Source organism: Sphaerochaeta sp. (genome assembly GCA_022482495.1).
In the GTDB taxonomy this organism is placed as follows: domain Bacteria; phylum Spirochaetota; class Spirochaetia; order Sphaerochaetales; family Sphaerochaetaceae; genus RUG023.
In genome coordinates this window covers 1-14,360 of sequence record JAKVPA010000008.1, presented here as the reverse complement: position 1 = coordinate 14,360, position 14,360 = coordinate 1, and the positions used below count along the sequence as shown (strand labels likewise).

The window sequence follows — 14,360 nt, the reverse complement described above, 5'->3', positions numbered from 1 at the left end:
GTCATACTGTATCCGTGACCTACACGCCGCTTCCCGTCAATCGGGCACAATCATTGCTTACCGAACTCTGTTCCCGTCTGGACCAGTACCATGCGATGGACTGGGAGACGGAGGGAAAGGTTTCCACCGATTATCTGTTCTCTCCCGCCCGAGGGCATATGCTCGGGGTCCTGCTGGCCCGGGACGCTTCCGGTTCCCCCCACATTCTCAAGGCGTTCAGCGGCCAGTATGACGGCAGGTGGGTGATTCCCGGCTGGGTGCCTCCGTGCCTGGATCCCGCAGCATGGGAGGATGTGAAACAGCAGTGGGACAAGAGCCTTTCCTCCGCCGAAGCGAACCGCCAGTGTCTGGAAGCATACTTCAACTTGTACCGGTTTTCCGCCATTGATGGCTCCGTGCTGACGCTCAGGACGCTGTTCCCCCAGGCGATGCCTCCGGTAGGGACGGGAGACTGTTGCGCTCCCAAACTGCTCTCATACTGTTTTTCCCAAGGCTGGCTTCCCGTCAGCATGGCGGAGTGTTTCTACGGCAGGGACAACGCATCCGGCACCCGGATCCATAAGGAATGCTATCCCCCCTGTCAGGAACGGTGCCGGCCGTTGATCAAAGGGATGCTGGGCATCGACGTGGTGTACGCCGATGATGCGGTGGTCGTGGTGGACAAACCGGCGGGATTGCTCTCCGTCCCGGGAATCGGGGAGGAGAAGCAGGACTGCGTGGAAAAGCGGGTGACCCGGCTGTTCCCGTTCTCCATCGTCCAGCCATCCGTCCATCGTCTGGACATGGACACGTCCGGCCTGTTGGTCTACGGCCTGACCCGCCGTCTCCCAGTCCGATCTCTCCCGTCAGTTTGCGGAAGGGAAGATCCACAAACAGTACATCGCCGTGTTGGATGGCATTCTGAAGGAGAAGGGTGGGACGATCAACCTGGCAATCCGGCAGGATCGGGAACACCGGCCGTACCAGGTGATCGATCCGGTGGGAGGCAAACAAGCCGTCACCGATTGGGAGAATCTCGGGGTGTTCGACCTCTCCCCCGGCCGGGTGGTGACCCGGGTGCGGTTCACTCCCCATACCGGTCGGACCCACCAGCTCAGGGTGCACAGCCGCTACGGACTGGGCATCCCCATCGTCGGGGACCGCCTGTACGGAACGCGGGCGGAAGGGGAGCGTCTGATGCTCCACGCAAGCTTCCTGTCATTCGTCCATCCGGCGACCCACCAGGTGATGGAATTCACCTCTCCCGCTCCGTTCTGAGCAAAAAAAAGACGCACGCGATCGCGTGCGTCAAGCTTGCGGAAGAAAACCGTCACGCGTTGGGCGCTACGGTTTCCTTCGCGGGGACCTCCACCTTCTTCGGCTCTTCGACGAACCGGTTGTAGATGTTGGCCAGAATGGCTCCGGAGATGTTGTGCCAGACACTGAAGACAGGCGCCCGGTACCGGTCGCCAGCGGATAGGCGGCGAAACTGGTCTTGGCCAAGCTGACGGCGAGTCCGCTGTTCTGCATGCCCACCTCGATGGACAACGCTTTCTTCTTGGCAAGCGGCAGGTGGAGCAACGAGGCAAGGCCGAAGCCCAACGCATATCCCAGGATATTGTGGAGGATCACGACGACGAACACGATGGCGCTGGATCCCATGATGGCTTTGCTGTTGGCCGAAACGACCGCCGCGATGATCATGACGATTGCGGTGACGGAGATCAACGGCAGGACGGCCACGGCGTCCTGTGTCTGCTTCTCAAAGAAATGGTTGATGAGAAGACCCAGTCCGATAGGGATCAACACCACTTTCACGATGGAAAGAAACATGGCCAGGATGTTGACTTCAACGGTCTGTCGGAGGATCAGATAGGTGATCAGCGGCGTCATGATCGGCGCGAGCAGCGTGGAGACGCAGGTCATGCCGACGGAGAGGGGAACGTCCCCTTTGGACAGATAGGTCATCACGTTGCTGGACGTTCCTCCCGGGCAGGTGCCGACCAATACAACACCAATGAGAAGTTCAGGGGGCAGGTGGAACGCTTTGCCAAGCATCCATGCAAGGAGCGGCATGATGCCGAACTGGGCGCAGAACCCAATGATGATGTCCCTGGGGCGTTTGAACACCACGGCGAAATCGCTGGGTTTGATGGTCAATCCCATACCGAACATGACGAGCATCAACAGCGGATTGACCCATTTGGTGGTCAGCCAACCGGTGAATGCCGTCGGAACGAACAGGGCGAATGCGGCGATGACGAACGCGATGATCGCCATCCATTTGCCCACGAAACTACTGATCTTTTTCAAGACTTCCATAGGTACTTCCCTCAATCACAAAGAATGATTGAGGAAAGCATAGACTTTTCCAGAAATTGTGTAAAGAGGTATTTTTGCATGAATATGCAATACTCATGCAATATTATGCATACAAATTCAAAAACTAAGGATTCCCAGATGCTCAAGCAGGATTTTGGTGCCGATCAGGATCAACATGCATCCGCCAAGAACTTTTGCTCCTTTTTGGAATTTGGTGCCGAACCGGTTGCCGATGGCCACCCCGGCGAACGAGATGATGAATGTGGTGACCCCGATGATGGACGAAGCCTGCCAGATGTTCACCGAAAGGAATGCCAGCGTGATGCCGACGGCCAGCGCGTCGATGGAGGTGGCGATGGCCATCAACAGCAGTTCCTTCATATCCAGTTTGGGATCGGTGGGGCAGGAGGAGGCGTCCTCCACCTTCTCATGCTTGGCGTCCCACAGCATCTTGCCTCCCAGATACCCAAGCAGGGCGAAGGCGATCCAGTGGTCGATGCTGGTGATGTATTTCTCAAAGCGGACACCCAGCGCCCAGCCGATGACTGGCATGAGGAACTGGAAGAACCCGAAGAATCCCGAAATGACCAATGCATCCCGGTACTTGATGCCGCCATGCATGCACAGTCCCTTGCACAGGGCGATGGCAAACGCGTCCATGGAGAGGCTTACACCAAGCAAAATGAAGTCAAGTATTCCCATAGGCAAAAAAAAGGAGCTGTCTTCCAGCTCCTTTCGGGTCCCTCCCTTAGTCGTTCACCCTTTCCAGGTATTCTTTCGTTTCCGTGTTGACACGGATCTTTTCTCCCGCCTTGATGAAGATCGGGACGCGGACTTTCAGACCGGTGTCGGTGACGGCGTTCTTCGTCGTCCCGGTGACGGTGTCGCCACGGACCGCTTCCTCCGCCTCAGCGACGGTGTAGACCACCTTGCTGGGGATCTGGATGTCCAGAAGCTCATCTTCCCAGAAGGTGCAGCGATACGTATCGCCTTCCTTCATCAGATACTGGTAATCGGGGAAGGTGGTCATCGGGCACGTCACTTCCTCGAACGTGGTGGTGTTCTGGAAATGGAACAATTCACCATCCTGATACAGGTACTGGCAGTCGCGGTCCTCGACGGAGATGTCTTCCACCGTATCCTGGGTCTTGATGGTATCAGAGAGCGTCTGGCCGGTCGTGGGGCTCTTCATCTTGATACGAACAAACGCCGAGCCTTTGCCCGGGTTCACAAACTCACGTTCCACGACGACGTACGGCTGACCCTTCACCAGAAGTGCGGTTCCCTTGTCGATCTGACCTGCTTTCATTGACATATTGATCTACCTCTATATCCCTAATTGGTTTTTTTGCCGGAAGATAGCATAGCAGAGAAGGGGAAAAGAATCAAATCCCCCAGCTGATGAGCTCCGCTTTGGACCATCAACAGACGGTCGATCCCCATGGCGACCCCGCTGGTCTGGGGAAAATGGGCGAAGATATCGGCGAAGGCGGGATCCACGTCGGGGATGGCTTGTCCACTCTTGGCGCGCTCGTCCACCAGACGGGCGTATTCCTTCTCATAGTAGGCGCGCACCGTCTCCACATCCCGCTCCTCGTCGTAGCAATTGGCGATCTCCACGCCTTTCATGTACATCTCCCAGCGCTTGCGGTAGGCGCCGTCCCGTTTGGCCAGACAGTCGATCTGGGCCGGGTAGCGGTCCAAGACCAGCGGCTTGTCCTGGGGGAGGTTGGGTTCCACCAAGGTGAGGAACAGCCGGTTGAACGTCTCTTCCCAGCTTTCCGGGCTGGTGGGTGCCATCAGGCCGTGCTTTCGGCACTCCTCGGCAAGGGCGCTCTGCTTTTGGCAGGCATCCAGGTCGACGTGGGCGTACTCCCACATCGCTTCCTTCATCGTGATGCGCCGAAACGGAGGAAGCACCGCCTGGTCGGCATCCTTCGGACTGGAAGTTGCAACCAGCTCTTCGGTAAGGGGAATGGAATCCTGTTCGTCGAACCCGACGGTGTAGTACTCCAACATGGTGAACTCCGGGTTGTGGTTCTCCCCGATCTGCTCGTCGTTGCGAAAGCAGTGGCAGAACTGGTAGATCGAACCGGAGCCGTCGGCGATCAGGCGTTTCATGAACACTTCCGGGCTGGGGATCAAGTACAGGTTCCTGCTACCGACGAACTCGTTGGAGAAGGTCGTCTCAAAGTTCTGGATGGTCGGCTCGGGGATCAGATCCGGCGAGAGACTGGGGGTATCCACTTCCAGATATCCTTTGGCATCAAAGAAATTCCGCATGGCTCGGAGCAGTTGGCTCCGGCGTTTGATCATCTCGGTACGCATACGGTACGGCATTGTAGTTTGGTCCTTGTCGCATTGCAAGACATCGCCCCGGCCGATATACTTGCCGGGTATGCAGCGGTATGAGACGGACGACATCATCTATGCCCTGGCCACCGGGTGGACACGTAGCGCGCTGGCCATCATCCGGGTCAGCGGAAACGGCGCGTTGGAACGCGTTGCAAACGCGTTTTCCCGGCCTGAGGCCTTGCGGAAAGCGTCCAACGCCACATTGGTCCACGGGTTTGTCCAGGATGCCTCCGGCGATGCGGTGGATGAAGTGGTCGTCGCCGTAAACCGCGCGCCCCATGGGTATACCGGAGAGGACGCGCTGGAGATCACCTGCCACGGGTCGGTGGTCGTCATCGGCAGGATCCTCTCCGTCCTCGGGGCGTTGGGGCTTCGGGCCGCCCAGCCGGGGGAGTTCACCTACCGGGCGTTCCTCCATGGGAAAATGGATCTCACCCAGGCAGAGGCGGTGGAGGAGCTGGTCGACGCCCAGAGCGATGTCGGCTCCCGCATGGCGCTCAATCGCCTGCGCGGCGTATTGGGCGAGCGGCTGGGAAACCTTCGGGAGAAGTTCCTTACCGTGATGGCCGCCATCGAAGTGCAGTTGGATTACAGCGAGGATGAACTGGACGCTTTCACCTTTCCGGAGGAGCAGTTGGAGGAGATCGCCACGGAGATCGAACGGATTTCCTCCACCTACCAGGTGGGGCGTCTGTACGGCAGTGGCGCCAAAGTGGTGCTTGCCGGCCGCACCAACGCGGGAAAGAGCTCGTTGTTCAACTTGCTGTTGAAGGAAAACCGTTCCATTGTCTCCGAAGTGCCTGGCACCACCCGGGATTACATTGAAGAAGCCTGCGTCATCGACGGGTTCCCCGTGCGGTTGTACGATACGGCGGGACTCAGGGAGAGCGGGGATGTGGTGGAGCGGGAGGGAATTGGGCGGACCAAGGATCTGATCGCCCAGGCGGATGTGGTCGTCTATCTCCGGGAAGACGGGGATCCCGTTCCTCCGGAAGATGGCCGGACGGTGGTCGTCTGGAGCAAAAATGATTTGCAGAAGCATTCCGGACTTTCCGTCTCCTCCCTCACGGGAGAAGGAGTTCCTCAGTTGCTTGCCGCCATCGGGGCGAAACTCCGCCAGAGCGCTCCGCGTGGGGAAGAGGATGTGGTGGTCCAGTCGGAGCGGCAACACACGCTTCTGGACGCCACGGCATCCTCCATCCGCGGCGCGTTGGAGCTGAACGCCCAGAAGGTTCCGCTGGATATCGTCGCTGCCCTGTTGCAACAGGGGCTGGAAAGCCTGGGGGAGATCTCCGGAGCGGTGACAACGGAAGATATCCTGAACAAGATTTTCTCCGGGTTCTGTGTAGGGAAGTGAAATCATGGAATATGACGCGATCGTAGTGGGAGGTGGGCACGCAGGCATCGAAGCCTGTCTGGCGCTCTCCCGCATGGGGTTTGAGACATTGCTGGTCACCCAGAGTCTGGATACCATCGGGCGGCTTTCCTGCAATCCTGCCGTCGGCGGGCTTGCCAAGGGAAATCTGGTTCGGGAAGTGGATGCCCTGGGCGGGGAGATGGCCCATCTGATCGACAAGAGCATGATCCAGTACCGGATCCTCAACCGTCGTCGTGGCCCTGCCGTCCAGGCGCCCCGCGCCCAGGCGGACAAGTTCACCTACAGCAGGACGGCCAAGGAAACGCTGGAAGGGCAGCACCACCTTCACCTGTTCATGGATACCGTGGTGGACATTATGGAGGACGATGACAACCATCGCTACCAGGGGGTGGTCACCCAGCGTGGCCACCGCATCACCAGCCGGGTGATGGTGCTGACCACCGGGACGTTCATGGAAGGCAAGATCTTCATCGGCGAGTACGACGCACCCTGCGGGCGGCTCAACGAGCTGGCCTGCCATCGGACTAGGGACGGCCCTCCGGAAAAAAGGGGTTTGACGTGGGGCGTCTGAAGACCGGCACTCCGGCACGGGTACGCAAGAGTTCGTTGGATCTGGATGTCATGGAAAAGCAGGATGCCGACGAGAAAGTCATGCCGTTCTCGTTTGATTACGATACGGTGGATCGCCCGATGGTACCCTGTTACATCACTTGGACGAACAGCGAGACCCATCGGATCATCCGGGAGAACATCGGCCGCAGCCCGCTGTACGGAGGCAAGATCGTCGGCAAAGGGCCACGGTACTGCCCGTCCATCGAGGACAAGGTAGTCCGCTTCCCCCAGCGTGACCGGCACCAGGTGTTCATCGAACCGGAAGGGTTGGGGACGGAGGAGATGTACCTGAACGGGCTTTCCTCCTCGCTTCCCGAGGATGTGCAGGACGCGTTCATCCACACCGTCCGGGGCCTGGAGCACGCCGAGATCATGCGTCCCGCCTACGCGGTGGAGTATGATTACCTCAATCCCAAGGGGTTGTATCCGTCGCTGGAAAGCAAGCGGATGGAAGGGTTGTTCGTCGCCGGTCAGACCAACGGGACAAGCGGCTATGAGGAAGCGGCGTGCCAGGGCTTGATGGCCGGCATCAACGCGGCGCAGAAACTGCGGGGCGAAGCGCCGTTGATCCTGAAGCGCAGCGAGGCGTACATCGGCGTGTTGATCGACGATTTGGTAACGATGGGCACCACCGAGCCGTACCGGATGTTCACCAGCCGTGCCGAATACCGTCTGCATCTGGGCCACGACACCAGTGACCAGCGGCTCACCCAAAAAGGGTGTGATGTCGGATTGCAGAAAGAAGAGGCGTTGGAACGGCTAAGGCGGAAGGTTGCAGACATCGATGCGGTGAAGGAGTTGCTCCACCAGCATGGATACCAGCAGAAAAACGCCTACGAGGCGTTGAAGAACCCCGAGGTAACCATCACCGACATGATTCCGGTAATCCCGGAACTGGCTTCGTACCGGGAGGCGATCCGCTACCAGGCGGAGCTGGAGGTGAAGTACCAGGGCTACATTGACAAAGAGGATCGAGAAATCGCCCGGTTTGAGAAGCTGGAGAACCTTGCCATCCCGGAAGATTTCTCCTACGATGAGGTGGTGGGGTTGTCCAGTGAAGGCAGGGAGAAGCTGAAGAGCGTGCGTCCTGCTTCCGTCGGACAGGCGTCCCGGGTCAATGGGGTGCGTATGAGCGACCTGGCGTTGTTGATCCTCCATCTGAAAAAAGGAACGTTCCATGGGAAAACCGATCAATCATGAACTGCTGGATGCCTGTCTGGACAAGCTCTCTCTGTCCTTCTCCGATGGACAGAAAGACCAGCTGGTCCGGTACTACGACCTTTTGGATCGGTACAATCCCGTCCTGAAGATGGTCAAGGCGGAGGGGGATGATTTCATCGTCCGCCACTTCGCCGACTCTCTGGCGGGACTCCCGACGCTGAAGGCACTTGCCAAAGGGTATCAAGACCCGACGGTTGCCGATCTGGGAAGCGGGGCGGGACTACCCGGCATTCCGCTTGCCATCGGGCTTCCTTCGGTGCGCTTCGCGTTGATCGAGCGGATGGAGAAGCGTGCCCGGTTCCTGCAGATGGCCATCCAGGGGTGCCATTTGGACAACGTCCAGGTGGTCTGCAAGCGGCTCTGCGAGGTGGAGCAGCAGTATGAGATTGTAACCTGCAGGGCGTTCCATCCCTTTTATGAGAGTGAGGATGAAGTCGTCCCTATCCTGAAACGGGGTGGCGTCGTCATGCTGTACAAAGGTCGTGAGGAAGTGTTCAGGGAGGAGTTGTCCCACCTGAATCGTCCGTGGAAATTTAAGCAGGTCAAACTTTCCGTGCCGTTCCTTGACGCGGAGCGTTCGCTGTGTGTGGGGAGATTGGACTGAAGATGGGGAAACGGCGGAAAGGCGGGTGGTTTTCGATGATATTCGGCGTCGTGATGCTGGGCGCGTGCCTGGTGTTGCTGACGATGGTTGGTCTCTCGCTTTCCGGGCGTCTTCCCGCATTCCTTGCCTCAGCGTTTTCTCCGGTGATCGCGGCGCTGGGATTCGGTTATTCCTCCGCCTTTGCGTTGCTTCCGCTTGCCGTCTTCTGCGGCGCGCTGGGAATCTGCACGTTTCTGTTCCGGCATCGGAAACCGTTCTCGTTCTTGACGTTCCCCGTTTGGATCCTGTTGTTCGCCACGGCGAATTTCTTCTCGGGGATCCAAAGCGGGCACGCGTTTCCCCAGCTTGCCTACCAACGGCTTCTTTCCGATGGCAAACCGCTTCGGGAAGCGGCGCTCTGGGTGGTCCTCTTGATGATTGCCGAACTGGTCGTTTTGGTCTTGTTGATCCTCCTTGCCAAACCGCTCAACGCCCATTATCGGAAGAAGCAGGAATTCAAAGCCAAGCAGGAAGCGGCCCGACTGGCATCCCAGCCGGAAGAGACTGCAGCACCGGTTCTCTCCAAACGACAGATGCGTAGGGAAGAGAAACGGAAGGCGAAAGAAGCGAAGAAGCTGGCCAAGGCGGCCGGCAAAAAAGGCACCTCGGGAGATGATGTTCCGGAACCAGGGGAAGAACGGACCACGGTGGTCGTCCCTGACCGTGCAAGCCGGGAGGAAGCGCTGAGGTTTCCCTCGTTCATGGAAGTCCCCAAGCTGGACCATCTGAAACGGAAAAATCCGGAAGTGCCAACGGAAGATCCTGCGCCTTTGCAGGATTCTTCTCCCGCGCAAGGAGCGTCCAATCCGTTGGGGAAGGGTGTGGTGTCGCTGAAGACCTTGGAGGTGATCCGTGACGAGGTGACTCGGACCAATCCGATCGATCCTCCCCCGGTAGCCGCGGCGGACGTGAAGGAAAAACCGGTGCCCCGGAAAACACTTTCCGGATTTCTTCAAGGGGCGTTGGAAGCAGTAGGCAAAGCGCCGAAATCCCAGACGAAGACAGCTTCAGAGTCCACTCCAGCCTTCGGTCATGGGAAAGGTCTCCTCTTTGAAGCGGTGGAGGAGAACCAGCGCAAGCACAAGGATCTGGCGAAGATGGGATCTTCGTTCTCCAAACCGATTGAGGATGTCCCAGAGCTTTCGGAAACCCCGCCTGCGCCATTACAGCAACCGGCTCCTGTCCTGTCTTCCCGCCAACCGGTGTTCTTCACGCCCTCCGGGCCGATTGATATTCCCGCTTCCGCTCCCGAAAAGCCGGCCTCTCCACCGCCTGAGATGGCGGTGCGTCAGGAGAGCGGTCGGTGCCCCCTGCAGCTCCCAATCCTCCGGCCCCGCTACGTCAAAACCGGCGTCCCAACCCGTGGCGCAGACACCAGAGAAACAGGAAGAGGCGGCTGTGGAAGATGAACTGCAGAGTGAATCCGGGGTCGGAGGGTTGTCCTCCGCCAACGCGGGAAAGAGCGCGCTCCTTAATCGTCTAAATCTGGACTACCACATTCCACCGACCAGCATCCTGACGGATTACCCCTCATCGGGAAGTGATGTGGATGCCGCCACGGTGGAAAAAGGTGATCGTCTGGTCCAGACATTGGACGAGTTTCATGTGAAGGTGGAACTGAAGGACATCATCAAGGGGCCGACGGTGACGATGTTCGAGATCATGCCGGCACCCGGGGTGCGGGTGACGCAGATCGAGAACCTGGCGGACAACATCCAGCTGAGGCTTCCCGCCACACAGGTTCGTATTGTGGCGCCGATTCCCGGCAAGACGGTCGTCGGGGTGGAAATCCCCAACGCCAAGCGGGATACGGTGGGATTCAAGGAAATGATTCCTGCCATGGATCTGAAGAACTACATGATTCCGATGGTGCTGGGACGAAACCTGCTGGGACAGCCGGTGGTCATCGACGTCTCCACTACGCCGCACCTGCTCATCGCGGGAGCCACGGGCAGTGGCAAATCGGTCTGCGTCAACAGCCTGATCTGCTCCATTTTGTTCCGGAAGAGCCCCAAAGACGTGCGTCTGATTCTGGTGGATCCGAAGATCGTCGAACTGCAGATCTACAATGGCATCCCCCACCTGCTCACGCCGGTCATCACCGATCCCAAACGTACGCTGAAGGCGCTTGACTTCTGCCTGTGGGAGATGGAGCGGCGGTACAAACTGCTGCAGGGGCTGAACGCCCGGAACATTCTGGGGTACAACGAGAAGGTGTCGCCAGGGGCACATCCTCAGAGAGAAGCTTCCGTACATCGTGGTGATCATCGATGAGTTCGCCGATCTGATGCATACGGTGGGCAAGGAGATGGAGACCAAGGTGTCCCGCCTGACTGCCATGAGCCGGGCGGTGGGCATCCATCTGGTGCTCGCCACCCAGCGGCCCAGCGTCAATGTCATCACCGGAATCATCAAGACCAACATCCCCAGCCGCATCGCCTTCGCCGTCACCAGCGGACAGGACAGCAGGATCATCATCGAGCAGATGGGAGCGGAGAAACTGTTGGGCAAAGGCGATATGTTGTATCTCTCTTCCTCTGATCCCGCAGCGGCCCGCATCCAGGGGGCTTTCCTCTCCGATGGCGAGGTGGAGCGGGTGGTGGACTTCGCCAAACAGCAAGGGGTGGAGGATTACATCGACGAGTCGTTCTTTGAAGACGAGCCGGAGAAGGGCGACCAGAGTGATGTCGACGATGGCGAGATGATCGGCGGCGATGACGACAACGACGATGAGTTGATGCGCAAGGCGCTGGACATCGTTGTGGAACGGAAGGCGGCCTCCGCCTCCTACCTGCAGCGGCGGCTGCGCATCGGGTACAACCGCGCAGCCCGCCTGGTGGAGGAGATGGAGGAACAGGGGTACGTCGGACCGGCCAATGGTTCGAAGCCCCGTCCTTTGCTCCGCTATCCCGGCTCGGTCAGCCTCGGCCAACAGGACGCCGGGGATATTGTCCAGGGAGGACCGTAATGCTTGGAACGCATGTCGTGTATAACGGGAAGGTGGTCGATGTGGCCGCCGCGGTGGTGCCGGTGACCAACCGGGAGGTGCAGTACGGATTCTGCACCTATGAATCGCTTCGGGTGCTGGGAGGAAAGGTGGTCCATCTGGATGACCATCTCGCCCGTCTCAAGGCATCCTGTGATGGCATCCATCTGGCCCATCCGTTCACCTCAGGGGAGATCGGCTCCTGGGTGTTCCGTCTGATCGATGCCGATGGCCTCCAGGACGCGACGATGAAGATTCTGATGTACGGCGGGCCGGAGCCACGGTGCTTCGTCATCGCTTCTCCGCTTCTTGCCTATCCGGATAGCTTCTACACCAACGGGGTCGGGGTGATCACCTACCATGGGGAGCGGCTTCTTCCCAACTGCAAGACGGGGAACCTGCTTCTCAACTACATGGCGGTCGAGGAAGCCAAACGTCAGGGCTGTTTCGAAGCTGTTTTGATCGACCGGGAGGAAGAGGCGCTGGAGGGAACGCGCAGTAATTTCTACGCGTTCCGTTCCGGAACGTTGTACACCGCGCCGGATGAGAAGGTGCTCCTGGGTGTGACCCGGAGCAGGGTGCTCAAGGCTGCCGCCCAGCTGCACATCCCGGTGGTGTTTCAGGCGCCCAAGGAAGCGGATTTGCTCTCTGGACTTTACGACGAGTGCTTTATCAGCGCCACCAGCATGGCTGCGATGCCAATTGCCCGTATTGGGTCGGTGAAGCTCCCCCCCTCCCACCAACGGACCCTTTCCATCTGCAAAATGGTCCGTACCTGGGAATTGGATGACCGGAACTGAATTCCGCCCAAGGTAGACAGAGCATCAGATTTGGCATAAACTTGCCCATGAGTGCAGGTTTTGATGACCGTTGTGTCATTATCCTATAAGGAAAAACAAGGTTTTGTATGAAATTCAATGAATTACCGTTATCACAACCGGTTCTTGATGGCGTCGCCGACGCCGGATTCACCGACTGTACCGAGGTACAGGAGAAAATCCTTCCCATCTCCCTTCAGGGCAAGGATGTCATGGTGCAGTCCAAGACCGGTTCGGGAAAAACCGCCATTTACCTGTTGACGATTCTCCAGGCATTCGTCAAGGCGAAGGAAGCGGGCAAGGATACCCCCAAGGCGTTGATCGTAGCTCCAACTCGTGAACTCGCCGTCCAGATCGAAGAGGACGCCATCAAGTTGGCAAGCCATGTGGAAGGCATCATCATCGGCTGTTTCTACGGCGGTGTGGGCTATGAAAAGCAGGATGCGTTGCTCAAGCAAGGGTGCGACCTGTTCGTCTGCACACCGGGCCGCATCCTGGATTACCAGAAGGCGCACAAGATTGATTTCCGCCAGTTCGATTTCTTCGTGGTGGACGAGGCGGACCGCCTGTTCGACATGGGCTTTTATCCGGATATCCAGAAGATGTTCAGTTTGCTTCGTGACAACCGGGAACGGCAGACGATGCTGTTCTCCGCCACGCTGGGCACCCAAGTGCAGAACCTCGCCTGGCAGTACATGAATGAACCGCAGGAGATCGCCATCCATCCGGAAGAAGTGACGGTGGACAAGATCACCCAGGAACTGTACCACGTAAGCAAGGACGAGAAGTTCGGCCTGTTCCTGCAGGTGATGACCAAGGAAAACCCGGAAAGCTGCCTGATCTTCACCAACACCAAGGCGCGCTGCATTGAAGTCGCCAAGCGGCTTACGCTGAACGGATTCCCCACCAGCTATCTGATGGGGGACATGCCGCAGGCCAAACGGCTGGCTACCATCGACCGGATGAAAGAGGGGAAGATCAAATACCTGGTGGCCACCGATGTGGCTGCCCGTGGACTGCAGATCGATGACCTGCCCATGGTGGTGAACTACGATATTCCCGAGGATTATGAGAGTTACGTCCATCGTATCGGACGAACGGCCCGTGCCGGAAAGAGCGGCAAGGCCATCACGTTCGCCGATGAAGAGTACGTATATGGGCTGGAAGCCATCGAGAACTTCATCAAGATGAAGATTCCTGTAATCTGGCCGGAAAACGGTGATCTTCCCACCGTGGTGGACAAGACCAAGGGGATGCGTTTCCGTGACATCGTCTCGGAGCGTGAGTACAGCTCCCATGATCCCGATGCCCCCTATTCCCGCTCTCGCTCCGGATCCCGCCAAGGTGGCGGCAGATACTCAGGTTCCCGTCGAAGCGGATCTGGTTCTTCCGAACGGCCGCGCAGTGGAAGCCGTCCGTCCCGTAGGGGAGAAGGTCCTCGTGGCGGCCGGAGAGGAGAAGCTCCTTCCCGTGGCGGCGCTCCTCGTGGACGTGAACAAGGGGCACAAGAGCTATACGGAGATCCAGAATCTTTCCTTGGAAGAGCGCCTTGCCTACTACAAGCAGGAATACCAGGCGGAGAGCCGGCCGATGAACGCCGAGCATCCGCTTCCACCCAAGCAGAAGGCAAAGGTGGTCAAACCGACAGCCGCGCCGCAGAATGCCGAGAAACCCCTGCCTCCGAAGAAGACAGGGTTCTTCGCCCGCCTGTTTGGGCATAAACAAAAGAAAAACGGTACGTGAGAGGGAATGCATCATGGCAAAGATCCGCGTCATCATTGGATTCATATTGTTTTTCCCCGTGTTGTTGGCAAGTGTCGTCTATGCCTTGATCCCAGGATCCCTGCTTCGGTTGTTGCATGCCCGCAAGGCTGCTGACCGTTGGACCGACCTGTGCGCCCGTTTTTCCAGCAACGCCCTGTTGTTCCTGGTAGGGGTGAAGGTGACGGTGGACGGGCGGGAGAACCTGCCCAAGGATACCGGACGGGTCTGCTACATCGCCAACCACCAGAGTGATCTGGATATTCCCTCGTTGTTCGGCAAGGT

The 14,360-nt window shown here is 58.4% G+C and carries 11 protein-coding genes and 2 pseudogenes; 9 read left to right on the top strand and 4 right to left on the bottom strand.

All coding sequences use genetic code 11. From position 1 onward, the window contains the following. Positions 1-14: 14 nt before the first annotated feature. Positions 15-1,382, top strand: coding sequence for a hypothetical protein (locus LKE28_09065; protein ID MCH3908365.1), 1,368 nt, complete (start codon positions 15-17; stop codon positions 1,380-1,382). On the opposite strand, the gene LKE28_09060 is transcribed toward LKE28_09065, so the two are convergent. The 4 genes from LKE28_09060 to LKE28_09045 all read right to left on the bottom strand — a co-directional run bounded on the left by LKE28_09060 (position 1,324) and on the right by LKE28_09045 (position 4,629). Further along, positions 1,324-2,301 (bottom strand): bile acid:sodium symporter family protein, encoded by a 978-nt coding sequence (locus LKE28_09060; protein ID MCH3908364.1) that lies wholly within the window; start codon positions 2,299-2,301, stop codon positions 1,324-1,326. The genes LKE28_09065 and LKE28_09060 overlap by 59 nt on opposite strands. 117 nt (positions 2,302-2,418) lie before the next feature. Further along, entirely contained in the window at positions 2,419-3,003 is a 585-nt protein-coding gene (locus tag LKE28_09055; GenBank protein MCH3908363.1) for a manganese efflux pump MntP family protein, read from the bottom strand. A gap of 46 nt (positions 3,004-3,049) precedes the next feature. Then, entirely contained in the window at positions 3,050-3,616 is a 567-nt protein-coding gene (gene efp, locus LKE28_09050; GenBank protein MCH3908362.1) for an elongation factor P, read from the bottom strand. 20 nt (positions 3,617-3,636) lie between these two features. Next, positions 3,637-4,629, bottom strand: coding sequence for an elongation factor P--(R)-beta-lysine ligase (locus tag LKE28_09045; GenBank protein ID MCH3908361.1), 993 nt, complete (start codon positions 4,627-4,629; stop codon positions 3,637-3,639). Positions 4,630-4,699: 70 nt separating this feature from the next. On the opposite strand from LKE28_09045, the gene mnmE reads away from it, so the two are divergent. The 8 genes and pseudogenes from mnmE to LKE28_09005 all read left to right on the top strand — a co-directional run. After that, positions 4,700-6,013, top strand: coding sequence for a tRNA uridine-5-carboxymethylaminomethyl(34) synthesis GTPase MnmE (gene mnmE, locus LKE28_09040; protein ID MCH3908360.1), 1,314 nt, complete (start codon positions 4,700-4,702; stop codon positions 6,011-6,013). A 4-nt stretch (positions 6,014-6,017) separates the two neighbouring features. Then, positions 6,018-7,846, top strand: a pseudogene (gene mnmG, locus LKE28_09035) (tRNA uridine-5-carboxymethylaminomethyl(34) synthesis enzyme MnmG). Then, complete coding sequence (rsmG, locus tag LKE28_09030) at positions 7,824-8,471, top strand: 16S rRNA (guanine(527)-N(7))-methyltransferase RsmG (protein ID MCH3908359.1); 648 nt, start codon at positions 7,824-7,826, stop codon at positions 8,469-8,471. Before mnmG ends, rsmG begins: the two are co-directional and overlap by 23 nt. 2 nt (positions 8,472-8,473) lie before the next feature. Next, the gene (locus tag LKE28_09025) at positions 8,474-9,919 is read left to right on the top strand and encodes a hypothetical protein (GenBank protein MCH3908358.1); all 1,446 of its coding nucleotides are present in this window, start codon (positions 8,474-8,476) and stop codon (positions 9,917-9,919) included. A 103-nt stretch (positions 9,920-10,022) separates the two neighbouring features. Continuing rightward, a pseudogene (locus LKE28_09020) lies at positions 10,023-11,478 on the top strand (DUF87 domain-containing protein). Next, entirely contained in the window at positions 11,478-12,296 is an 819-nt protein-coding gene (locus LKE28_09015) for an aminotransferase class IV (protein ID MCH3908357.1), read from the top strand. Before LKE28_09020 ends, LKE28_09015 begins: the two are co-directional and overlap by 1 nt. 107 nt (positions 12,297-12,403) lie before the next feature. Next, a complete protein-coding gene (locus tag LKE28_09010) occupies positions 12,404-14,035 on the top strand; it encodes a DEAD/DEAH box helicase (protein ID MCH3908356.1) in 1,632 nt (543 codons plus the stop codon). A gap of 35 nt (positions 14,036-14,070) precedes the next feature. After that, positions 14,071-14,360 (top strand): 1-acyl-sn-glycerol-3-phosphate acyltransferase (locus tag LKE28_09005; GenBank protein ID MCH3908355.1); only part of this gene is annotated, 290 nt, incomplete at its 3' end.

Excerpts from the sequence above, each read along its gene's own strand:
- mnmE (MCH3908360.1), top strand. The coding sequence starts at position 4,700 with ATGCAGCGGTATGAGACGGACGACATCATCTATGCCCTGGCCACCGGG.
- efp (MCH3908362.1), bottom strand. The coding sequence starts at position 3,616 with ATGTCAATGAAAGCAGGTCAGATCGACAAGGGAACCGCACTTCTGGTG.
- LKE28_09060 (MCH3908364.1), bottom strand. The coding sequence starts at position 2,301 with ATGGAAGTCTTGAAAAAGATCAGTAGTTTCGTGGGCAAATGGATGGCG.
- LKE28_09025 (MCH3908358.1), top strand. The coding sequence starts at position 8,474 with ATGGGGAAACGGCGGAAAGGCGGGTGGTTTTCGATGATATTCGGCGTC.
- LKE28_09010 (MCH3908356.1), top strand. The coding sequence starts at position 12,404 with ATGAAATTCAATGAATTACCGTTATCACAACCGGTTCTTGATGGCGTC.
- LKE28_09015 (MCH3908357.1), top strand. The coding sequence starts at position 11,478 with ATGCTTGGAACGCATGTCGTGTATAACGGGAAGGTGGTCGATGTGGCC.
- LKE28_09055 (MCH3908363.1), bottom strand. The coding sequence starts at position 3,003 with ATGGGAATACTTGACTTCATTTTGCTTGGTGTAAGCCTCTCCATGGAC.
- rsmG (MCH3908359.1), top strand. The coding sequence starts at position 7,824 with ATGGGAAAACCGATCAATCATGAACTGCTGGATGCCTGTCTGGACAAG.
- LKE28_09045 (MCH3908361.1), bottom strand. The coding sequence starts at position 4,629 with ATGCGTACCGAGATGATCAAACGCCGGAGCCAACTGCTCCGAGCCATG.